The organism is Streptomyces sp. NPDC016469, from assembly GCF_040632905.1.
Lineage (GTDB): Bacteria > Actinomycetota > Actinomycetes > Streptomycetales > Streptomycetaceae > Streptomyces.
In genome coordinates this window covers 48,025-69,263 of sequence record NZ_JBEYCQ010000003.1, presented here as the reverse complement: position 1 = coordinate 69,263, position 21,239 = coordinate 48,025, and the positions used below count along the sequence as shown (strand labels likewise).

The 21,239-nt window shown below is 70.2% G+C and carries 22 protein-coding genes and 1 pseudogene; 6 read left to right on the top strand and 17 right to left on the bottom strand.

Annotated elements, in window-relative coordinates; translation table 11 throughout:
• Positions 1-12: 12 nt before the first annotated feature.
• Positions 13-426, top strand: coding sequence for a nuclear transport factor 2 family protein (locus tag ABZ565_RS03915; protein ID WP_361020163.1), 414 nt, complete (start codon positions 13-15; stop codon positions 424-426).
• 422 nt (positions 427-848) lie between these two features.
• Here ABZ565_RS03915 and ABZ565_RS03910 read toward each other — a convergent pair whose 3' ends face one another.
• Positions 849-1,784 carry an EamA family transporter gene (locus ABZ565_RS03910; RefSeq protein WP_361020627.1) on the bottom strand — a complete coding sequence of 312 codons (936 nt, stop codon included), beginning with the start codon at positions 1,782-1,784 and terminating at the stop codon, positions 849-851.
• 51 nt (positions 1,785-1,835) lie between these two features.
• Here ABZ565_RS03910 and ABZ565_RS03905 point away from each other — a divergent pair, with 51 nt between their 5' ends.
• On the top strand, positions 1,836-2,345 hold the full coding sequence (locus ABZ565_RS03905; protein ID WP_361020161.1) for a MarR family transcriptional regulator: 510 nt from the start codon (positions 1,836-1,838) through the stop codon (positions 2,343-2,345).
• Positions 2,346-2,558: 213 nt separating this feature from the next.
• Here the strand turns inward: ABZ565_RS03905 and ABZ565_RS03900 are convergent, their stop codons facing one another.
• Complete coding sequence (locus ABZ565_RS03900) at positions 2,559-3,476, bottom strand: DMT family transporter (RefSeq protein ID WP_361020159.1); 918 nt, start codon at positions 3,474-3,476, stop codon at positions 2,559-2,561.
• 73 nt (positions 3,477-3,549) lie between these two features.
• On the opposite strand from ABZ565_RS03900, the gene ABZ565_RS03895 reads away from it, so the two are divergent.
• Positions 3,550-4,005, top strand: a complete 456-nt coding sequence (locus tag ABZ565_RS03895; protein WP_361020157.1) for a LysR family transcriptional regulator — start codon at positions 3,550-3,552, stop codon at positions 4,003-4,005.
• 3 nt (positions 4,006-4,008) lie between these two features.
• Positions 4,009-4,464 carry a LysR substrate-binding domain-containing protein gene (locus ABZ565_RS03890; protein ID WP_361020625.1) on the top strand — a complete coding sequence of 152 codons (456 nt, stop codon included), beginning with the start codon at positions 4,009-4,011 and terminating at the stop codon, positions 4,462-4,464.
• A 913-nt stretch (positions 4,465-5,377) separates the two neighbouring features.
• On the opposite strand, the gene ABZ565_RS03885 is transcribed toward ABZ565_RS03890, so the two are convergent.
• The 3 genes and pseudogenes from ABZ565_RS03885 to ABZ565_RS03875 all read right to left on the bottom strand — a co-directional run.
• Entirely contained in the window at positions 5,378-5,872 is a 495-nt protein-coding gene (locus tag ABZ565_RS03885) for a hypothetical protein (protein WP_361020155.1), read from the bottom strand.
• A gap of 399 nt (positions 5,873-6,271) precedes the next feature.
• Entirely contained in the window at positions 6,272-7,906 is a 1,635-nt protein-coding gene (locus ABZ565_RS03880) for an alkaline phosphatase D family protein (protein WP_361020153.1), read from the bottom strand.
• Between the two features lie 89 nt (positions 7,907-7,995).
• Positions 7,996-8,243: pseudogene (locus tag ABZ565_RS03875) on the bottom strand (hypothetical protein); the annotation flags it as partial.
• Positions 8,244-8,719: 476 nt separating this feature from the next.
• On the opposite strand from ABZ565_RS03875, the gene ABZ565_RS03870 reads away from it, so the two are divergent.
• Both ABZ565_RS03870 and ABZ565_RS03865 read left to right on the top strand, forming a co-directional pair.
• Positions 8,720-9,229: a hypothetical protein gene (locus ABZ565_RS03870; protein WP_361020151.1), complete on the top strand. Its 510-nt coding sequence runs from the start codon at positions 8,720-8,722 to the stop codon at positions 9,227-9,229.
• A 255-nt stretch (positions 9,230-9,484) separates the two neighbouring features.
• The gene (locus ABZ565_RS03865) at positions 9,485-9,679 is read left to right on the top strand and encodes a hypothetical protein (RefSeq protein ID WP_361020149.1); all 195 of its coding nucleotides are present in this window, start codon (positions 9,485-9,487) and stop codon (positions 9,677-9,679) included.
• Between the two features lie 286 nt (positions 9,680-9,965).
• On the opposite strand, the gene ABZ565_RS03860 is transcribed toward ABZ565_RS03865, so the two are convergent.
• The 12 genes from ABZ565_RS03860 to ABZ565_RS03805 form a co-directional block, all read right to left on the bottom strand.
• Entirely contained in the window at positions 9,966-10,604 is a 639-nt protein-coding gene (locus ABZ565_RS03860; RefSeq protein WP_361020147.1) for a helix-turn-helix domain-containing protein, read from the bottom strand.
• Positions 10,605-10,672: 68 nt separating this feature from the next.
• Positions 10,673-10,915 carry a lipoyl domain-containing protein gene (locus ABZ565_RS03855; RefSeq protein WP_361020145.1) on the bottom strand — a complete coding sequence of 81 codons (243 nt, stop codon included), beginning with the start codon at positions 10,913-10,915 and terminating at the stop codon, positions 10,673-10,675.
• Entirely contained in the window at positions 10,912-11,925 is a 1,014-nt protein-coding gene (locus tag ABZ565_RS03850; protein WP_361020143.1) for a pyruvate dehydrogenase complex E1 component subunit beta, read from the bottom strand. The genes ABZ565_RS03855 and ABZ565_RS03850 overlap by 4 nt, the downstream gene beginning before the upstream one ends.
• Positions 11,922-12,926, bottom strand: a complete 1,005-nt coding sequence (locus ABZ565_RS03845; protein WP_361020141.1) for a thiamine pyrophosphate-dependent dehydrogenase E1 component subunit alpha — start codon at positions 12,924-12,926, stop codon at positions 11,922-11,924. The genes ABZ565_RS03850 and ABZ565_RS03845 overlap by 4 nt, the downstream gene beginning before the upstream one ends.
• Positions 12,919-14,625: an FAD-binding protein gene (locus ABZ565_RS03840; protein WP_361020139.1), complete on the bottom strand. Its 1,707-nt coding sequence runs from the start codon at positions 14,623-14,625 to the stop codon at positions 12,919-12,921. Before ABZ565_RS03840 ends, ABZ565_RS03845 begins: the two co-directional genes overlap by 8 nt.
• Positions 14,622-16,064, bottom strand: coding sequence for an aromatic ring-hydroxylating dioxygenase subunit alpha (locus ABZ565_RS03835; protein ID WP_361020137.1), 1,443 nt, complete (start codon positions 16,062-16,064; stop codon positions 14,622-14,624). The genes ABZ565_RS03840 and ABZ565_RS03835 overlap by 4 nt, the downstream gene beginning before the upstream one ends.
• Before the next feature lie 340 nt (positions 16,065-16,404).
• Positions 16,405-17,055, bottom strand: coding sequence for a TetR/AcrR family transcriptional regulator (locus ABZ565_RS03830; protein WP_361020135.1), 651 nt, complete (start codon positions 17,053-17,055; stop codon positions 16,405-16,407).
• 80 nt (positions 17,056-17,135) lie between these two features.
• Positions 17,136-17,525 (bottom strand): carboxymuconolactone decarboxylase family protein, encoded by a 390-nt coding sequence (locus ABZ565_RS03825; protein ID WP_361020133.1) that lies wholly within the window; start codon positions 17,523-17,525, stop codon positions 17,136-17,138.
• Complete coding sequence (locus ABZ565_RS03820; protein WP_361020131.1) at positions 17,518-18,378, bottom strand: SDR family NAD(P)-dependent oxidoreductase; 861 nt, start codon at positions 18,376-18,378, stop codon at positions 17,518-17,520. The genes ABZ565_RS03825 and ABZ565_RS03820 overlap by 8 nt, the downstream gene beginning before the upstream one ends.
• A 5-nt stretch (positions 18,379-18,383) precedes the next feature.
• Positions 18,384-19,619 carry a cytochrome P450 gene (locus ABZ565_RS03815; protein ID WP_361020129.1) on the bottom strand — a complete coding sequence of 412 codons (1,236 nt, stop codon included), beginning with the start codon at positions 19,617-19,619 and terminating at the stop codon, positions 18,384-18,386.
• 14 nt (positions 19,620-19,633) lie between these two features.
• The gene (locus tag ABZ565_RS03810; RefSeq protein WP_361020127.1) at positions 19,634-20,908 is read right to left on the bottom strand and encodes an FAD-dependent oxidoreductase; all 1,275 of its coding nucleotides are present in this window, start codon (positions 20,906-20,908) and stop codon (positions 19,634-19,636) included.
• A 1-nt stretch (position 20,909) separates the two neighbouring features.
• Positions 20,910-21,107 carry a ferredoxin gene (locus ABZ565_RS03805; RefSeq protein WP_361020125.1) on the bottom strand — a complete coding sequence of 66 codons (198 nt, stop codon included), beginning with the start codon at positions 21,105-21,107 and terminating at the stop codon, positions 20,910-20,912.
• Positions 21,108-21,239 lie beyond the last annotated feature (132 nt).

Genomic DNA, 21,239 nt, shown 5'->3' with positions numbered 1-21,239 from the left:
AGTGTCCAAAGCATGAACAAGCAGCAAGTGACCGCGGCAAGCAAGGCAGTTGTACGCAACTACATGGAGGCGCTCACAACCGGCGACTTCGACGGACTGCGCGGCTTCTTCACCCCGGAGACAACCTGGACCTTGGCCGGTGACCTTCCGGTATCGCGGACCTGGAGAGGGCCGGACGAGATCATCGGCGAGTTCATTCCGCAGATGGTGGCGCGACTTGTCCCCGAGTCGCTGGAGATGGAGTTCACCGGCCTGATCGCCGAGGGTGAGAAGGTCCTCGCGGAATGGACCGACCACGGCATGGCCACTACGGGCGCTGTCTACGACCAGCACTGCCTGGCGATCTTCACCATCCGCGACGGCAAGATCGCGGACGTACGCGAGTACTTCGACACCCTCCGTGCCCAGACGGCCCTCTTCGCCTGACTCCCCGAACTCGCTGGTGCCCGTTACCCCTTTCATGCGACTTTCCCGGATGAGCTGTGAACCGTGCAGGCCCTCCTGCACACTCCTGCCCGGATCCGCTGCCCAAGCCGACCAGTCCAGTCCTACTCGGGGAGCCCCCGAGCCCGAGCCAGCATGGCCGGGTCGCCGCCGGTGCCGAGGGACCGGCAGTTTCTGGGCCCCCAGTGGACCGCGGTGGACGCCGGGGCTCCCCGGATCTCTCGGAGGGCATCGGTGCGGGTCAGGGTCTCGCACATAGGGCGCCGCCGGTCGCGCCCCGTGATCATGACCATCGGCTCCCACCCGACCCCGCCGCATCCGCAGCCGGCGCCTCCACCGGCACACCGTGGCCGCCCGCACCGCCGTTAGCGGTGAACCTCGGCCGTCGGGCAGGGCGGGCGCACTCATGGGGGCGGATGCGGGACAGACGGCTCTCGCATGGATCGGTTGTCCGCGACAGGTACGGCGGGCCCTCGGCCGCTGTCGCGTCGCTTTCCGCGACCGGGCCCGCCGGTGGGCCTGCCGAGAACGACTCCGGCCAGAACCAGTGCCAGTCCGCCCAGTTGCTGAACGGTTAGTGCCTCGGAAGCGATCACCGTGCCCAGCAGTACACCTGTGACGGGGTTGAGCAGGCCGAGCAGGCCCACGGTCCCCGCGGGCAGGTGCCGCAGTCCGGCGAACCAGGCCGTGAAGGCCAGCGCGGTGGCGATGAGCGCGACGTAGGCGAACGCGAGGAGCGCCGGTGCGGACAGTGCGGGGGGAGACCCCTCCGTGGCTGCCGCCGCGGGGAGCAGCAGCAGTCCGCCGGCGGTGAGCTGCCAAGCGGTCGAGGCGAGCACGTCGACGTCGGCGGTCCACCTCTTGGTCAGGATGTGACCAAAGGACGACGCGAGCATGGCTGCGGCCGAGGCGAGGATGCCCCGTACGCTCACGTCTTCCGAGCCGGTGAGCAGCATGGAACACACTCCGGCGAGCCCGATCCCGGCACCGGCCAGGTGGGTTCTCCGGGGTCGTTCGGATATCAGGAGCCAGGCCACGAGCATCATCGTCAGCGGGGACACCGCCATGACGGTCGAGGCCAGGCTCGTCGGCAGCGTCTGGGAAGCGACGTAGACGAGGGTGAAGAAGACACTCACGTTGAGCAGGCCCAGCACGGCGGATCTCCACCACCACTCACCGCGCGGCCGCTGCCTGCACAGGGCCAGCAGGACGAGCCCGGCGGGCAGCGCCCGCCAAGCGGCGCCGTACAGCGGGCGGCCGGCGGGCAGGAACTCGTGCGTGACGAAGTAGTTGGTACCCCAGGCCACCGGAGCGACCGCAGTCAGCGCCCCCCATCGTATATTTGCTTCCACGGAAGCTAATATACCTTCTAGGGAAGGTATATTTGCACCATGGAAAGTCGGCACACGCTGGACCATGTGGCCCGCATTCAGGCCGAATGGCGTCAGCAGCGACCTGACGTCGACATCTCCCCGCAGGGGGTGATCGGTCGGCTGCACCGCCTGGCCGACCGGCTCACCGGGGAACTCGGTCGCGTCTACGACCGCTACGGCCTCAGCGAGGGAGAGTTCGACGTCCTGTGCGCACTGCGACGCGCCGGTGAGCCATACGAACGGGCTCCGGGCGAGCTCGCCGCCCACACCATGGTCACCACAGGCGCGATGACCAAGAGGATCGACCGCTTGGAGCGGGCCGGGCTCGTCACTCGTCGCCGGTCGGACGACGACCAGCGTGGCCGGATCGTCGCCCTGACCGGGCCCGGACGCGAAGTGATCGACCAGGCATTCGCCGACCACATGCGCAATGAACACCGTCTGCTCGATCTGCTGACACCTGGCGAGGCCGAGACGCTCGAATCACTGCTCACTACCTGGCTCGCCCGCGTGGAAGACGGAGCGTGAACGCTGAGAGCCCGGAAACCAGTGGGCGGCCTTGACGGGGGCAACGTCTCGAAGTTCCGAAACTCTTGGGTGACCGTGCCTAACTGCTCGGCGGACGGACCGGCGCTGCCGCGGAGGATGTCGCGGGTGTGCGCCGTGCCTGCCGGCATGCCGCCATGTCGACAAGCCGGTAATGGAGAGGCATGAGGGTCGGCAGGCAGTGCGACGTGAGCGTCAGGAGTGGTGGCGCGGGGGGATGACGGGTGACGGGGACGGGGCGGGGATGTGGTTGGCGGGGCTGCGGCGTTTGTTGAGAAGGATGAGTCCGGCGATGGTGATCAGTCCGCCGAGAATCGCAAAGGGCCGTGGTCGCTCGCCGAGCCAGAGGTAGGAGGCGGCGAGCGTGACCGCGGGGACGAGGTAGAGCGCGGCGGTGGCGGCGGTGACGCTGAGCCGGGCGGCGGCGTAGCCCCAGACAGCGAACCCGGCGGCCGAGGGCAGAAGGCCGAGGAAGACGACCGCCGCGGTCGCACCCGCCGGGGCGCCGAGCGCGGCCCGGACGGCTCCGGGGGCGAGGGGGACGAGAAGAGCGGTCCCGGCCCACATCGCGTAGGCGGCGACTTCGAACCCGGTGTAACGGCGCAGCAGCGGCTTGACCGTCAGGTGGTAGACGGCCTGACTGCACGCGGCCGCGAGGACGGCCCACGCCGCTGCCGTGTATCCGCTCTCCTTGCCGGACACGGCGATGAGGGCCGCGCCGGCGAGGGCGACGAGTGACCCGCCGGTCTTGGCCGGGGTGAGCCGTTCGCCCAGAAAGCCGGCCGCTAGGACGGCACTCATCGCCGGGACGGCGGCCACGATGAGGCTGGCGGTGCCTGCGGGTACGTGGATCTCCCCCCAGTTCAGCAGCAGTTGGTAGGCGCTCATCCCGGCGCCGCCCGCGAGTGCGATGCGCCAGAGATCGGTGCGCGCGGGGCGGCGGACGCCCAGCGACGGGGCGACGGCCCCGAGGGCGAGGGAGGCGACGGCAAGGCGGAGGAAGGACAGCTGGGAGGGCCCGTAGCCTTCCAGTGCCACCCGGATCGCGGGGAAGGCGGTGGCCCACAGCAACACGGTGGTGGCGAGGGCGAGCAAGGTCTTGTTGAGCTTCACCCTGTTGACTCTGCCGGGTAGCATGAATTAGGTCTATTTATCTTTTTCTTGCTTATCGGGTAAAGGAGCTTTCTTGTTGGATGTCCGTCGGCTCCGCGTGCTGGCCGAGTTCGCTTCGCACGGCACGGTTGCCGCCGCAGCTCGGGCCCTGCATCTCACCGGCCCTGCCGTGTCCCAGCAACTGGCTGTGCTGGAGAAGGAAGCAGGGGTGCAACTTCTGGAGAAGCGGGGCCGTACCCTTCACCTGACCGGCGCGGGGCAGCGTCTCGTGGACCATGCACATGTCCTCCTCGGCAACCTCGCCGCCGCCGAGTCGGATCTGACGGCACTGCGCCAGGGCGAACGCGGCACCGTCCGCGTCGCGGCGTTCGCCTCCGCCGCTCGCGCGATCATGCCCAGCCTCTGGCCCGAGCCCGGCGCGGCACCGGCCCCGGAAGAGCCCGCCGTGTTCCTGGTCGAACACGAGCCCCCGGCGGCGGAGGCCGCCCTCGGCCGTCGTGAGGTCGACATCGCGGTCACCCACTCCTAAAGCCTGCTTCCCCGCCCGGCTCCCGCGGGCTGTGAACACACGGCCCTGTTCGACGAACCCGTGCATCTCGTCCTGCACCCCGCCGACGCCGTCGACCACCGCCTCGCTCCCGGTGCGCAGGCGGACCTGCGCCGGTTCGCCAACGCTCCGTGGCTCCTTCCCGGACCCGAGACGGCCTGCCACGAAATGACACAACGCGCCTGCGGTGCCGCCGGCTTCGTCCCGCGAGCCGTGGCAGTGGCGGGCGACTTCGCTGTTCTGGCCGCCCTGGTCGCCCGCCGCGCAGGAGTCGCCCTCATTCCCCGCATGGCGTTGCCGTCCCCGGGACCGGACCTCAGCATCCACTCGCTGCGCGTGCCGGTCCACCGCAGCGTCCGTGCCCTCCACCGCTCGGGGACGGGCCGGCAACCCGGCATCCGGCACGTTCTCGACCGGCTCACCATGGCCCGCGACGGCTGAAGGAGAAGCCCACTGGCTCAGGGGCTGCGGCGGGGCCCCGCACCGAGCCGGTCACGGGCTCAGGTTGCGAACGCCCAGGAGCAAGGCGCAGTCGGAAGCTGTCGCTCCTGGTCACAGTCCCGGGGAAGGCCCGGAGGCACCACCGCACCCACCTCACCTCGCATCTCTGCAGTTCAGGCGGGGTGTGATGGTGCCTCTCCTTCAGGTCCTCGATGTCCCGGAACTCATGGACAAAGCTTCTGACCTGTGTAAATGACATCTCTCAGAGATCATCTTGCACGGTTGTTGCACAAGCCGAACGGAGCAGGAGTCACGCGCCTTGGTGGAAGCGCTCCGGCCCACCTCCGAGGGCGTTGCGGAGACGGGCTTGGTCTGCGCGTGCGGCCTGGAGTTCTTCGGTTCTTTCGTGCTGCGTTCGCCAGGGCGGGCTTCCAGCAGCCGATCAGGCTGTGCAGTACCGCCACGGAGGCACCGGAAGCGAGGAAACCGGCGAGGGCCGCCTTCGCGAGGGAGCGCTCGGAGGAGTAGGTGAGGACGCCGATGCCGATGGCGACGGCCATGGTCGGGCAATGCTTGCGTGGTGCCGGACGACCGCGTCCGCAGGTCCTCGTACGGGGGCGTACGTCAGCCGGGGCTTCTCCGGGAGCGAGGAGGTCGCGGGCGACGCAGCGGGGCGCTCCTGGCCCTTGGTGAAGCGGGGCCAGGCGCTCAGTGCGGCTTGCAGTTCGGCCACCTCCGCCCGGTCGAGGTCCCCGCCCGCCGATCCGACGTGTAGGCGCACGCCTTCGCCGCTCACCGATCGGCCGACAGGCTGTCGTCGCTCAGGGGTGACGGCGGAGCCGGTCTCAAGGGTGCGGAGCATCGCGGCGACGCGAGTGCCGGACCACCATCTCGATGCTGCCGGAGGCGGCGATCACGCCAGGACCGGCTGTTCGCCGAGGACGGATCGATCACCACCGGTGCGGGTTCGGCCGCCGGGATCGACCTGTGCCCGCACCTGATCAGCTGCGACTACGGCCACATCCAGGATCGCCTGGTTCAGCCCCGCCTTCGCCGCCCCGTTCCGACCCGGCTTCTCCACGCTTCCGCACGCCGTGCGGGTCATGTTCTTCACCCGCAGGTCTTCGAGCGCGACGTGCGCGGGCTGCGTGACCAGCTGCTTGGACAGCAGATGCTGGGTCGAAGCATGGCGTTGCGCGACCAGCCCCTTGACGTGCGCGACCTGGTCCCGGGCCTCCCGCCACCCCGCACTCCGACGACGCGCCGGCAGTCCCTTCACGTATCGCCGGGCCATCCGGCGCTCCCACTTGCGCAGCCGGCGGCGAGCATTGTCCAGGTGACGGGGGTTGTCGAACAGCTGCACCTTCCCGGCGGCCGTGAGGACCGGCTCCGACGTCGCGGCGAACACCGCGACCCCCCAGGTCGACCGCCACCCTCCCGGCCTCTTCTGCCGGCGGGGGGCTGGACGGGCGGCGGGAGGTCGATGCGGACGTTGAACGACGCCCACCACTGACTTCCCTGACGCGCGACCGTCACTGTCTCCACCACCCCGCCCCGGGCGATCGCCCGGGCCAGCCGCCGCCCGGGCCGGTGCAGCCGCACGGTCAACGCCCGCTGACCGGACGGGTCCTTCTCCCCACCGATCCGCACATGCCGCAGACCGGATGCCACCAGCCGCGCACTCGTCATCCGGAACGAATCCCGGCACCGGCCCACCCGCTTCAGCCGCGGATACCCCACCGCGTCCCCAGCCCGCCGTGAAGTCCCGGAATGGGTGAGGGCGGTCCGGTCTGGTGCGCTGCCCGCGCTACGCGAGCTCCCGGTCCGTGATCGTCCGCAGAGCGCTCGCCCCGGCACGGTCCGCCCGGGCCTGTTCCAGGCGCAGCCGCGCCGACCGGCCCCGGAAGGTCAGCGTCATGATCTGGTTGCCGAACCAGGGGCCGCCGGTCCTGCGCCAGCTCACCGTCGGCGGCGCGCAGCGTCCGTGCCGGGCGATGCGCCGGCCGAGGGCCCGTGCCACGGCGCTCCAGCCGAAGCGGAAGCCGAGGCGCATCGAGAGCGGCACGGAGTTGTGGACGGGCGAGCAGGTCAGCTGGGCCACCCGCGCGTCGGGCGCACGCCCCGGCCAGGACGGCTCGGCGATGTAGGCGTGGTGCACGTCGCCCGACAGCACGCTCACCGTCGCGGGCGCCTCCGGTCCCGTACCGGCCTCGGCGATCAGGTCGCCCAGCGCGTCGAAGGAGGAGGGGAAGGCGGCCCAGTGCTCCAGGTCGGCCCCGCGCCGGATCCGTTCCCCGCGCTCGGCCCAGCGCTCGCCGCGCTCGCCGCCGCACATCGCGGCGTTCCAGGCTTCGACGTCGTGCACCAGGTGGGGCAGCAGCCAGGGCAGGGAGGTGCCGATCAGCAGGTGGTCGTACGAGCCCCGCCCGTCCAGGATCTGCTCGCGCACCCAGGCGGCCTCCTCCGGGTCGAGCATCGAGCGGCGGTCCTCCGCCAGGACGCGGGCCGCGCGGGAGTCCACCATCAGCAGCCGGGTGCGGCCGAAGTCGCGCCGGTAGCTCCAGCGGACGGAGGCCGCGTCGGCGTCGGCCCGGGTGGCGAACGCGCGCAGGGCGGCGGTGCCGTCGGGGGCCTCGCGGACGGACGCGTACAGCGGGTCGGCGGCCAGCTCGGCCGGGGAGAGGTTGCCCAGCTGCTGGTACACCCAGTACGACATGAGCCCGCTCAGCAGCCGCTCCTGCCACCAGTCGGTGGCCCGCATGTCGGTGAGCCAGGCGGCAGAGGTGTTCCAGTCGTCGATGACGTCGTGGTCGTCGAAGATCATGCAGCTGGGCACGGTGGACAGCAGCCAGCGCACCTCAGGGTCGAGCCAGGACTCGAAGTAGAGGCGGGTGTACTCCTCGTAGTCGGCGACCTGGTCGCCGGGCGGTTCGTCCAGGTCACGGTGGTCGCCGATCCAGCGGCGGGTGGCATCGGACACCTCGTCGGCGTACACCTGGTCACCGAGCAGCAGCAGGACGTCGGGGCGGGCGCCCCCGGGGTCGGCCGCCATCCGGGCGGCGAGGGTGTCCAGGGCGTCCGGGCCCACCGGGTCCTTGCCGCCGGCCGGCGGCGCAGCCCAGCGGCAGGAGCCGAAGGCGACGTGCAGGCCGTCGTCGTCGGTGGGCGTCGCGATCACCGAGGGCGGGAAGGGCGAGTCGGGCAGCGGCCACACGCTCGTACCGTCGAGGAGTACCTCGTACGACGTCGACGTGCCGGGGGTCAGGCCCTCCACCGGGACCAGGGCGTAGTGGTGGCCGGCCACGAGGAAGGTGCCGGCCGTGCCCCGCGCCCCGTCGGCGCAGCGCACCTCGGCGGTGCAGGGGCCGCTCGTCTCGACCCAGACCGTCGCGCACGAACCGTCGGTGTACCTCAGCAGTGGGCCCAGGCGCAGTTCCGCCATGATGATCCTCTCCTTCGTCGCCCCGTACGGTACGGGGCGACGAAGGCCGGTGGGAGGGTCGGCGCCGAACGGACGGCGGACGGCCGGCGTCAGCAGTTCGCGAGGTAGCCCCGCAGGGCGGACTTCTCCGCCGAGCCGACCGAGAGGTCGTCGTAGTACTTCACGTGCACCCAGGCGCGCACGTAGGTGCAGCGGTAGGCGCTGTGCGAGGGCATCCAGGTGGCCGGGTCCTGGTCGCCCTTGGCCTGGTTGACGTTGTCGGTGACGCGATGAGCTGGGGGCGGGTCAGGTCGTTGGCGTAGGCCTGTCGGCCCTCGGTGGTCCAGGCGTCGGCGCCGACTGGCGGGGAGCGTCATTCCAACTGTGCTGTATTCGAAACTGTCAGTGGTGTCGGCGGATGTCAGAGGTCGGCGCTACGGTGCGTGGCCGTGGACGCCACTGATCTTGACTACCGGGCCCGGTCGCGGTCCGGCTGTATCCCGCCCGAGCTGGTTTCTCGGCTGCTCGAGCGCGGCCACCGCGACGTTGTGGAACTGCAGGCCGGACGCGAGGAGTGGTTCTGTGCGCTTGCGTGGGCGCGGCTGCTGGGTGAGCGGGGCCGACAGGTCGACGCACTGGAGGTGCTCGCCCCGTACACCGCAACGGGCTGGTGGACGGCCGTCGTAGCGGCCGCCGAGTTGCTGGAGGGCTGGGGCCGGAGCGAGGAAGCGATCGAGACCGTCCGGGCCCGGATGGCTGTCGGGCATCCGATGGCGTTGGGGACCTACACGCGGCTGCTTGCCCGGCACGGGCCGCGCCGCGGAGGCGTTCAACATGCTCCTACCGCACGCCGACGACTGGACGCTCGCCACCGCCCTGGTCGACGTGACCGCCGTCGCCGACCGCGACGAGGAGGCCGCCGCGCTGCTCGCCGCCCGGATCCGGTCCGACCACCGCTGCGACGGCCCGTGGTGCTGCCGCGGCCTCGACCCCGAGACGGCAATCGGCCTACTCGCGACAATCCACGAGCGCCAGGGCCACATCGACGAGGCCATCGACCTCCTCAGGCACCGGCAGATCACCTCGGTCAACAGTCGCGACCAGCTCGCCGACCTGCTGGCCCGGCACGGCCGAATCGAGGAACTGCGCGCCTACGCGGCGACCGACGGACATGAGGAGGCCGTGCAGCGGCTGGCGGAGCTCCTGGGGGAACATGGTGACGTTGAGGGCGCGATCGCTGCATACAGGGGAGCGACGGCCCCATGGCCTGGAACCCGAACTCGGCTTGCGAACGCGCGCAGCTCTTGGCCCGGCACGGCCGGGGTGACGAGGCGATCGCCGTGATGCGCGCCCAGGCCGACGCCCACCCCGGTGACGACTGGTTTCTCCGTGCCCTGTCCCAGCTGTGTCCCGACCAGGGTCGTCCCTCCGACGGCCTGGCCCACCTCGACGCCCTGACCGCCATCCGCGGGGGCGAGGTTGATTGGGAGGTGTTTTTTGATGCGACTGCCGCTGATTGCCGCTTGCAGCGGGGTCGATGAGGCGGTTGAACGGGCCCGAGCCCACCCTGAAGGCACCACTTGGTACGCGGCGGAACACATGGCTCGGCTCCTCGCCGACGCCGGGCGCACCGAGGAAGCCATCGCCGTCCTTCAGCACGATGACCGCAGGAAGGCAGTGGTCGAGTTCGACCTGCTCCTGGCGGCCTGGAAGCACTCCTCGACGTTCCAGCGAGCCCCGGTGACGCGCACCAGTTCGGACTGGGGCACCGCGGTAGGTGACCAGCAGAGGTAGAAGGCGAGTTCGTCGGTGGTGCGGGGTCCCGCCGGCCGTGGTCGACGGTGACGGGGACCTGTGGCTGCGGGACCGGGGCACTGGCAGCCCAGTCCGCGAACTGGAGGCGGCCGCCACGTACAGCACCATCACAGGGGCCGTTCACCAAGTGAAGTCTTCCTCGCCGAGAGCGGCTACACCGGTCCAGGGTCGACAGCCAGGTTCCGCACACCCGCCGAGTCACCGCGTTCCTCACGAACAGCAACCGTCCGGAGATCAAGTCAGCGTGTTGATTCTCTGCGAGTCCTCACGGTACGCGTCGGAGGACGCCGGCCAGGACGTAGGCAGCGAGCTCGTCCAGCAGCTGGCCGCCTTCCTCGTCGGCGTCCAGGTCGAGGAGCGAGTCGTCCAGGACGGCGGCCGACAGCACCATGCCGAAGGTGACCCGCACGGTGAGGCGGGCATTGACCGGTGTTTGTCCGTGGTCGCGCCGGCCGGCGTCGACTGCTTCTTCGAGGGCCGGGAACAAGCCGCTCAGGGGGGCCGCGGAGAAGAGCTCGGGATGGTGTGCTCGCATGGTGAGCAGGGTGAACACGTCGCGACGGTTCTCCCGAAGGAATCCGAAGAGCGCGGTGACATAGGCGCGGGCCAGGCGCTCATCGGTAAGACCACGTGTCGAACGCTCGGCGAACTCCGACACGAACTCGCTGACCACGTGGGAGAACGGCTCGAAGACAGCCTGTTCGAACAGCTCTTCCTTGGTGCGGAAATGGCGGTACATCATCTGCTCGGTGGCGTTCGCGCGTTCCGCGATCTCCCGGGTCCGGGCACCCGCGAAGCCGCGTTCACCGAAGACCTCCCGGGCCGCGCGCAGCAGATCCGCGCGCACGGTCTTGCTGCTGCGACGGGTGCGGGACTGCTTGCCGGCCGCAGTGTGTCCAGTCATGCCCTCATGCTATGTCGGGGGCCGGTCCGCCCCGGGGGGCGGACCGGCCGTCACACACCTCAAGACGGTCAGGCTGGTGTGATCTTGGCCAGCACGTCTCCGACCTGGTACTTGGTCTCCGCCTCACCGACGAGCTGAATGGTGCCCGAGGCGGGGGACTCGACCTCGTGCTCCACCTTGTCGGTGCCCAGCAGGTAGATCGTCTGACCGGCCTCGACGGTGTCTCCGTCCGAGACCAGCCATTCCAACAGCTCGCCTTCCTGCATGGTCAGACCGAGCTTGGGGAGTTTGACGAGAACGGTCACGCTCATGCCATCGACTTCCTGATCGCGCTCTCCACGTCGGAGATCTTGTAGAGGTACTCGTTCTCCAGCGGCCGGGAGAAGGGCACCGGGGCGTTCGCCGAGGTCACCCGCACCACCGGAGCATCCAGTTGGCCGTGGAGCTCCTCGTTGACGCGGGCGGACACCTCGGCCCCCACTCCGAACTGGCCGACTGCCTCGTGGACGATGACGGCCCGACGGGTGCGGGCCACCCACTCCAGGACGGTCCGTTCGTCCAGCGGTGAGATGGTGCGCAGGTCCACCACTTCGATGTCGATGCCCTCACCGGCCAGCTTCTCGGCCAATTCGAGCACCTGACCGACCGGCCGCCCGTAGGTGATCACGGAGACGTCCGAGCCGCGCCGCGCGATGTTGGCCTTGCCGAGGGGGATGCGCAGTCCCGGCTCGGGGGCCACCCCCCTGGTCCAGTACAGCTGGGTGTGCTCGACGACCACGACAGGATCGTCGTCGAGCACGCTGGACAGGAGCAGTCCCTTGGCCTCGGCAGGGGAGGAGGGCACGACGACCTTCAGCCCCGGCACGTGGGCGAGCCACGCCTCCAGCATGTCCGAGTGCTGTCCGCCGGTGCCGCCACCGGCACCGGTGGCGGTGCGCACGGTCAGCGGCACCCCGGTCTTGCCGCCGGACATGAAGCGGAGCTTGGCCGCGTGGTTGACCAACTGGTCCAGGCCGAGCGTGATGAAGTTCATCAGCATGATCTCGGCGACCGGGCGGAGCCCGGCCACGGCGGCGCCGACGGCTGTGCCGACGATGGCCTGCTCGGAGATCGGCGTGGACCGCACCCGGTCCACGCCGTACTTCGTGGACAGGCCGGACGTCACCTTGAACGTGCCGCCGCCTTCGCGGTCCGCGACATCCTCACCGAGCAGGAAGACGGTGTCGTCGGCGGCCATCGCCTCGTCCAGCGCCATCGTGCAGCCCTGCTGGAACGTGATGGTCTTGCTGCGCTGACTGTTGCGGGTGCTGCGGTCGGTCATGCGGACACCTGCTCGCGGTAGACGTCGAGGCGCAGTTCGTCGGCGCCGGGGTAGGGGCTTTCGATGGCGAAGGTGATCGCACGCTCGACCTCGTCGGCGATCTGCTGTTCCCACGTGCTCATCCGGTCCTCGTCCGCGAGTCCCCGCTCCAGCAGTGCGGCCCGCAGGGCCGGGACGGGGTCGGCGGCCAGCGCCTTGTCGTACTCCTCCCGGTCCATGTAGGCACCCGGGTCCCCGAAGTAGTGGCCCATGAAGCGGTAGGTGACCGCCTCGACCAGGGTCGGGCCGTCGCCGGCGCGGGCCCGGTCCACGGCGCTGGTGAACACGTCGAGGGCTGCTTGCGGGTCGTTGCCGTCCACGGTCACACCGGGCATGCCGTAACCGGCGGCGCGGTCGGCGATGTGCGCGGCGGTGGTGCCGTTGGCGTAGCTGGTGGACTCCGCGTAGAGGTTGTTCTGGCACACGAAGACGACTGGCAGGTTCCACAGCGAGGCCAGGTTCAGCGACTCGTGGAAGGCGCCGATGTTGCTCGCGCCGTCGCCGAAACAGACGATGGTGACCCGGCCGTCCTTGCGGATGTCCGACGAGGTCGCCAGGCCGACCGCGATCGGCAGGCCACTGCCGACGATGCCGGTCGTCACCATGACGCCGGTGTCCGGGTGGGTGACGTGCATGGGGCCGCCCTTGCCCTTGCAGGCGCCGGTCGCTTTGCCGAAGATTTCGGCGATGAGCAGGTCCAGGGGCATGCCCTTGGCTATCTGGTCGTGTATGCCGCGGTAGGTGGTGACCAGGTAGTCGTCCGTGGTCACCCCGCTGTGCGCCAGGGCAGCGGCGACGGTCTCCTGCCCGCGGGGGGAGTAGTAGGCGGCGGCGAGCTCACCGGACGTCAGCATGGACCGCATCCGCTCGTCGGTACGGTGGATGAGGGCCGCGGTGCGGTAGACGCGGACCAGCGGATGGTCGGCGGAGCCGGCGGCGGTGGAGGCTGTCTGATCAGGCAACGGACGTGCTCCTAGCGGTGTTCTGGATCATGTGGTGGGTGGCCAGCCATCCGAAGATGAAGGACGCGGCGATGCTGGCCCCCGCGCCCGGGTAGGTCCGGCCCATGACGGACGCCGTGCAGTTGCCCGTCGCGTACAGACCGGGGATCGGCTCCCCGCCCTCCCGGAGCACCCGGGCGTGCTCGTCCGTGAGCAGGCCCCCTGCCGTGCCGACGTCGCCCGGGTAGAGGGCGACCGCGTAGAACGGCCCCTTGGACACGGGTGCGACACAGGGGTTGGGGCGGACACGGTAGTCGCCGTAGTAGCGGTCGTAGGCCCGTTCGCCCTTGTGGAAGTCGGGGTCCTTGCCGTGGGCCGCGGAGGTGTTGAAGCGGTCGGCGGTCCGGCGCAGGCCGGCCGCGTCGATGCCGCACTGCGCGGCCAGTTCTTCGAGGGTTCCGGCCTTCTTCATGTAGCCGCTGCTGATCCACTTGCGTGGGGTGACGCCGCCGGGAGTCAGCCCGAACAGGTAGCGGCTGCGGTGTCGCGAGTCCATGATGAACCAGCTGGGTACGGCGCCGGCCTCACGGTCGCGGGCGTACATCGCCTGCCCCACCTCCATGTAGGAGGCGGCCTCGTTGACGAACCGCGCACCGGTGGCGTCGACGATCATGGAGTGCGGCTTGGCGCGTTCGTACACGGCGAACTGCGGAGTGCCGTCGGGCAGGATCGAGGAAGGGATCCACCACGCCTCCTCCATCAGGTCGACTGCGGCGCCCCGGCGCATCGCCGCCTCGATGACCTCACCCGTGTCACCGTCGTTCGCGGAGGTCCACTCGACCGAGGCGGGGGCCGGCCCGTACTTCTGGCGCATGGCGGGGTTGTGGGAGAAGCCGCCGGAGTTCAGCAGCACGCCGGCGCGGGCCCGGATCCTCGTCCGGCGCCCCTCGCGCTCGGCCTCGACACCCACCACCTCGCCGTCCTCGACCACCAGGTCCACGACGGGTGTGCCGGTCCAGATCGGTATCTCCGCACGGATCGCGGCCAGCAGCATCCAGCCCTGGAGCGCCGCGCCGGTGCCCCGCAGTTCGCGGCCGGTCGCCCTGGCGGCCGCCATCCTGGCACCCACCCTCGCCACCGTGGCGGCGCCGCGCTTGCTGTACGGAGCGGTGGACATCGGTGAGACCTCACCGGTGTAGAGGGGCACCGCGGGCATGCCGCTGCTGCGGAACTTCTCGCGCCACGGTCCGAGCCGTCGCATGTCGAGCAGCTCCGTCTCCAGTGAACGGCTCCGTGCCTTGCCGCCCGGCCGGTCGTCGTAGTAGTCCGAGTACCCCTCGCAGTGCCGGAAGGGAATGCCGCGCTCCAGGAGGAACTCGGTCATCGGCTCCACGGCGTTCAGGAACGCCTCCACCCGCTCGGGGGAGGTGGAGGGGCCGACGTCACCGACCGCCGAGGCGAAGTACCGGCGGGCGTCCTCGGGGCTGTCCTGGACTCCTGCCTTGCGGGACACCGGGTTGTTCGGCAGCCACAGCACACCACCGGACATGGCGGTCGAACCGCCGAAAACGTCGGTCTTTTCGATCACCAGGGCCTGCAGGCCGTTCTCGTGGGCCACCAGGGCCGAACACAGCGAACCGCCGCCGCTGCCGACCACGACCAGGTCGGTCACCACGTCCCAGCCGGAGCCGGGGGCCGTCTCATCCTGACGCGCGGTCATGGGCGTGCCTCGGCTTTCTCGTCCGTACCGGACATGGCTCCGTCGGAGGTCTCGTTGTCCCGGTAGTAGTACTCGTGCAACACGCGGTGGAAGTTGCTGATCGCCATCTCCTGGCGCGGGCTGGTGCGGGAGCCCGGGAAGCCACGCGACTTCATGCCCTGCTGGACCGCGTCCAGGTTCTCGAAGTCCTGCTCCAGAATGCGGCCCCAGTCCTTGTGGTCCCGCCAGTCCGCATAGAACTCGCGCTTGAGCTCGGGCTCAGCGCCGGGGGCGTAGCGCACCAGCGACCAGATGTCGAAGACACAGCTGTCCGGGTCGTCACCGTTCGGACGGGCCCGGTACCAAAGGGCGCCGTCGGGGTAGGGCAGCACGATCAGGTTGGGGAAGATGTGCCAGTCCTGACCGGCCCGGATCAGGTTCTCGGTCGTCAGCTTCGGCCAGCCGGAACCGTCCTTCTCCGCCTCCTCGGCTGCGAAAGCCATCATCGCGCCCATTACTCGCGCCGGGTCCGCGCCGTCGCTCTCGTCGAGCTCGGTGGCCAGCCGGCGAGCGGCCGTGAGATCCCGAGGGGTCCAGATGGCGCGCAACTGCTGTTCCATCAGCTCGACGAAGCTGATCACACCTGGGCGCAGATCCTTGGGAAACGGCTGGCCCAGCCGCCGCGAAGGCGCCCCCAGCGGCCAGTTGTCCTCGGCGCCGGTGAAGGTGGAGTGTTTGCCGAAACGATGGCTGTCCGTCAAGTCGTCATTGTTGCGCAGCAGTTGGGGGTGTGTCGTCTGGACGTGGTAGCCCTCGTTGAAGGCTTCGAGTGCGGTCTTCCAGTTGCAGGGCAGGATGACGGTCTTGTACCAGCGGTAGCGGAACTTCTCGAACTCGAAGGGGTCGAACACCTCCGGGAGGGGAGCGAGGTAGTCGAGCAGCGGCTCGGCGTCGGGGTTCATCGTGATGAAGACGAAACCGCCCCAGGTCCCCACCCGGGGCTCCCGCAGACGCAGGTCCTCGTCGGTGACCCGGTCACCCCAGTCCTCCCGGTCCACGATCTCGCGCACCGAGCCGTCGAGGTTCCAGCGCCAGCCGTGGTACCGGCAGAAGAAGTGGTGGGCGGTGCCGCATCCCTCGGTCAGCCGGCGGCCGCGGTGCTGGCAGGCGTTGTAGTACGCCTTGATCGTGCCTCCGGTGAGCCGGATCACGATGACCGACTCGTCGGCGACGTCGAAGGTGACGAAGTTCCCCGGTTCGGGGAGCTCCTCCTCCCTGCAGGCGACCTGCCAGACGTCCGGCCAGAGGCGGTCCTTCTCGATGCGCACGTAGCGCGGATCGATGTAGTCCCCCTTGGGGACGAAGTCCTCCCGCACCGGGCACCCCGGTGGGAAGGGGGGCTGCTCCGGTGGGGTGCGCGGGTTCTGCCCCTGTGGAGCAGGAAGGTCGATGGTTGTCACGATGGCGTCCCTTCCACGTGCTCGTGTGGCCTGCAAGAGAGTGTTTACTCTCTTAAAGGGGGGCGTCAAGGGCTGTGCTCGTGCGAGTTCGGGCCGTTCGGTGATGCCCGTGAGGCACGGGTCCGTCGGGGGTGGCGGTCGCTGCGAGGGCCTCCGGGACATGGCGGTGAGCCGATGGCTCGGCACGGCGAGCCTGAGGGGAGCGGTCCGCCGCGAGGGTGTGATGCCGCGTCATCGCGACCGGTCGCGGGCGTGCGAGGACCGCCTTGCCCGTGTGATCGTTCGGGAAGGCGGCGAGCTGTGTCTGACGGCCGCGATCGGGCGCGCGGTCGTCGGAAAGTCAGTGCCGGGCGCCGCGCAGCACGGTCTCGACCATGTGGTCGGCGAAGGCGGCGAGCTCCACGGGGTCGTGGTTGCCGAAGGTCGACGACCAGAGAGCGAAACGGCCGACGAGCGCCGACCACAGGAGCAACGCGGTGCGTTCGATGCCGTCCGGCCAGCTCAGGCCGTCCGTCTCGCACGCGCGCACGGCGCCCACCCACTGGTGCCACAGATGATGGGCGGGGTGGGCGCGGTCGGGCACGTCGAAGCTCGAGGCGTCGTGCCCGAACATGAGGCGGAAGACGCCGCGCTCGTCACGGGCGAAGGCGCAGAAGGCGTTCGCCTGGACGCGCAGCCGCTCGCCGGGATCGGCTCCGGCTTCCGCTGCCTCGGCGTCGGCGGCCGCCATGGCCGCGACCGTGCGCTTGAAACCGTCCTCGGCGACGGCGCGGGCAAGTTCGTTCTTGTCCGAGAAGTGCAGGTACATGCTCTGAGCGGCGATCCCGACCTCGCGCGCGACCTCCCGGAGGGAGACCGGCAGCGGATTGTCGGTGAGCTTCTGGTCGAGCAGACGTGCGACGGCGGCCAGGATCTCCGCACGGAGCCGGTCGCCCTGGCCGCGTGGGTTGGGCCTGCGTACGGTGCCGATCGGGGTGCCGTCCTCGTTCATGGCTCTCATTGTGCGGCATCACCGCATACCGCGGGTCGCAGGCCCGGACCGGCGCCGACGGCCCGCGGTGCGGAGGCACGCTACTCCTGGAGAGCTCGTGCCGCCGTGGACATCGCCTGCCCTGCGGCGGGCAGGCCGACGTAGGGAATCGTCTGGATCACGGCTTCGAGGATCTCCTGTGCCGTGAGCCCGTTGCCCAGGCCCCCCAGCACGTGATTGCGGATCTCCCACTGATGGCCCTGGGCCATCAGGACACCGAGCGTCACCAGGCTGCGGCTGCGCCGGTCCAGGCCCGGACGGGCCCAGATCTCGCCGAAGCACTGCTCCAGCGCGAGCCGGGCCGTATCGGCTCCCGGGCCGTCGCCGTCCGCGGCGGCGGCGAGGTTCTTCTGCAGAAACTCCTCGCCGAACATCTCCCGTACGACCTGCTCGCCGGCGGCTCTGCGGTCGCTCTTTCCGGTGTCATCCATCAGTGCCCTCCCGGTCGGGGTCGGTCATGCGGGGCAGTATGCCCAGCACGGTGGCGGTGGTGGTGCCCGCGTCCACCGGAACGACCGTCCCGGTGATCCAGCGAGCCTCCGGGCTCGCGAGGAAGAGCACGGCCCAGGCCAGATCCCAGGCGGTCCCTTCGATGCCGAGCAGATTGGCAGCCCTGCGCATCCGTCGGCCCTCCTCGCCCCCGTGGTCACCGATGGGGGTGTGCAGGTGCCCGGGGACGAGGCAGTTGACCCGGATCCTGTCCGGCCCCCAGCTATAGGCCAGGTCGACGGTCATCGACTGCAGAGCGCCTTTGCTGGCCGCGTACGCGCCGCTGCCGAACCCGCGGAGGGCTGCGATGGAGGAGATGTTGACGAGGGAACCACCACCGCTGCGGACGAGATGCGGGTAGGAGCTGCGGGCGACCTGCATGGCTCCGGTGACGTTGAGGGCCAGGACCCGGTCCCAGCCTGCCCGCGAGGTACGCAGGACGGGGCCCTCGCCGCTGATTCCGGCGTTGTTGATGACGGCGTCGAGACGCCCGGCCCGGTGGGCGAAGTCGTCCACCGCGGCGCGTGTCGCTTCCTCGTCGGTGATGTCCGCCGTGAGTGCGATGGCCCGCCCGCCCAGTTCCTCGACGCGCTTCCGCGTGTGTCCGGCGCGCTCGCTGTCGATGTCGAGGACGCCCACCGTGGCGCCCTGGGCCGCGAGGAGCATGGCCGTGGCCGCGCCGGTGCCCAGGAAGTCCCCGGAGCTTCCGGCGCCGGTCACCAGGGCCGCACTGCCCGCCATGCGGCTGCCGCGACCGTCGGTGTGTCCGCCGACGTCGAATCCGTGGTCCGTCATGTCGTTCACCACGTGACCGGGAGGGTCTTGAGCCCGTAGACGATGGAGTTCTTCTTGAAGTCCAGTTCATCCTCGGCGACGGCGAGCCGCAGGTCGGGGATGCGCTCGAACAGCCGCGGCCAGGCGACCTGCATCTCCACCCGCGCGAGGTTCTGGCCCAGGCACTGGTGGGACCCGAAACCGAAGGCCACGTGGTGGCGGGCCCTGCGGGAGATGTCGAGGTCGTCCGCGGGGCACTCACCCTCGCCCGCGCCGAAGGCCAGCGGGTCCCGGTTACCGGCGATCAGGGAGACGATGACGCCCTCGCCCTCGCGGACGAGCCGACCGCCGATCTCCACGTCCTCGATCGCCACTCGTCGCGGGTCGGTGGAGACGATGCTCCAGTAGCGCAGCATCTCCTCGGCCGTGCTGGGGGCCAGCTCCGGGTGGTCCCGCAGCCGGTCGCGCTCAGCGGGATTGAGCAGCAGCGCGATGGTTCCGAGGCCCAGCATGTTCGCCGTGGTCTCGTGTCCGGCACCGACCAGGATCGAGACCAGGACGGGCATCATCTCCGGTGCGAAACCGTCCGGGCCCTCATGGTCGGCCAGCAGCCGGCTGACCATGTCGTCGGCGGGCTCCCGGCGCTTGCGCTCGACGAGAGCCGTGTAGTACTCGAACGCCTCGCGCTCCAGCCGCGCGCGCTCCTCGCGGCTGACGTCCAGGTCGGTTCCGGCGTTCGCGTGCTGCTGGAAGAGATCGTGGTCCTCGTAGGGGACACCCAGGATGGTGCAGATGGCGCGGGAGGGCATCGGCAGCGCGAAGTCCTGGATGAAGTCGACCGGGCCGCCCTTGTCGAGCATCGCGTCAATCAGCTCATCGGTGATCTTCAGCAGTTCCTCGCGCATCGCCTGGGTGCGCTTGACGCTGAACTCCTTGGTGAGCATCTGCCGCAGGCGGGCGTGCTCCGGGTCGTCCAGGCGCAGGAACAGGCCGCCCTGGTGATCGTCCTGACCGGCGTGGACCAGCGGGAAGCCGGGCCTGCGTACATCGGCGCTGAAGGACGGGCTGGACAGCACGGCCCGGATGTCGGCGTGCCGGGTGGCCAGCCAGTGCTGGGAGCCGTCCCAGATGGTGACCTTGTGCAGCCCGCCTGCCTCCCGGAACTCGGTGTACTGCGGCGGAGCACTGAAGGGACAGCTGCGTGGGGCGGGGAAGAACGGCGCTTCCCCGGTCGCGGGGGTCTCGGACGTGTGGGTGGTCATGTCGTGTACCTCGATCAGAGAGCCGGTGCTTCGGCGGTGTGTACCGCCGCCGTGGGGGTGGCGGCGGGCCAGGGGACGCGGTCGACTACGGCCTGTCGCCAGGTGCGCAGGGCGCGGGCCATGCCGTTGCCCAGTACTCCGTCGACCTGCTGGCGTCGTCCCTCGGAGTCGCGGTGACCGTAGATTCCGACGAACCGGCCCGACGCCAGAGAGCCCTCGACGACGGTGAAGGTCATCTGTCGTCCAGTGGCTCCGTAGGACTGCAGCTTCAGGTCGTACTGATCCGACCAGAAGTAGGGCAGCGAGGGCCCGGAGGTCTCCGCTCCCATGAGGGCGGCGCCCACGGCGCGTCCCTGCTCGGTGGCGGCGAGCCGGTGTTCGCTGCGCACATGGCGCCCGGACACCGGATCGAACCAGGCGGCCACGTCACCCGCGGCCCACACGTTCTCGCAGGCCCGGCCGTTCGCGTCGCAGAGAACGCCGTCGGCCCCGTCCCGTGCCTTGTCGCCGAGCGGTACGCCCGATCCGGCGAGCCAGTCGACTGCCGGCCGGGCGCCGACGGCGACGAGGACGGTGGCCGCTTCGACCACCGATCCGTCGTCGAGGACGACGCCCGTGGCCCGGCCGCCCTCGGACGTCACCTCGGTCACGCCTCGGCCGCAGCGCACGTCCACTCCGGCGGCCCGGTGGCGCTGCTCGAGCATGTCGGCCACCTCGTCGCCGAGCACGTTGACCATGGGGAGCGGCAACGGGTCGACCATCGTGACGGACACGCCCATGCCTCTGGCCACCGCGGCGGCCTCCGCACCGACGAAGCCGGCCCCCACGACGACGAGGCGTCCGCCGCGGCTGAGGTCGCCGCGCAGCCGAAGGGCGTCCGGCAGGCTCCGCAGCACCTGGACGCCGGCAAGTCCGGCTCCGAGAGAACGCGGGTGGGCTGCCCGGGCGCCGGTGGCGATCACCAAGGCGTCGTACGGGATGCTGTTGCCATCAGCCAGGGTCACGGTGGACAGCGTGGGATCGACTCCCACGGCGGTGGCACCCGGTAGGTGCTTGACGCCCAGAGCGTCGAACTGCTCCTGCGGACGCAGCAGCAGCCTCTCCACGTCCCACTCTCCTGCCAGGAGCTGCTTCGACAGGGGCGGGCGGTCGTAGGGGAGCCCCGGCTCGCCGTCGACCAGCGTCACCTCGCCCATGAACCCGCGGCGCCGCACTTCCTCGGCGACCGCCAGACCCGCGGCCGACCCACCTACCACGACCAGCCGACGAAGTTCGTCGGCGGTCGCCATGTCAGTCCTCCTCAATGAGGATCGCCGCGGCGGGGCAGACCTGAGCCGCCTCCCGCGAGGCGTCGTACTGCTCAGCCGGGGGCGTCGTGTCCAGCAGGACCACAATGCCGTCCTCGTCCCGCTGGTCGAACACCTCAGGGGCGACCAGCACACACTGGCCCGCACCACAGCACTTTGCCTCATCGACCGTGATCTTCATGCCACTTGACCTTTCCAGTGACCTCTAGCGGCGGGATGGATATCCACCCCGCCAGCCTTGCGGGCGTCACCTTACGACTGTCAACTGATGCCCGCAAGGTATTCCGCGCCCCGGGCGTGAGGTGCCTGCCGG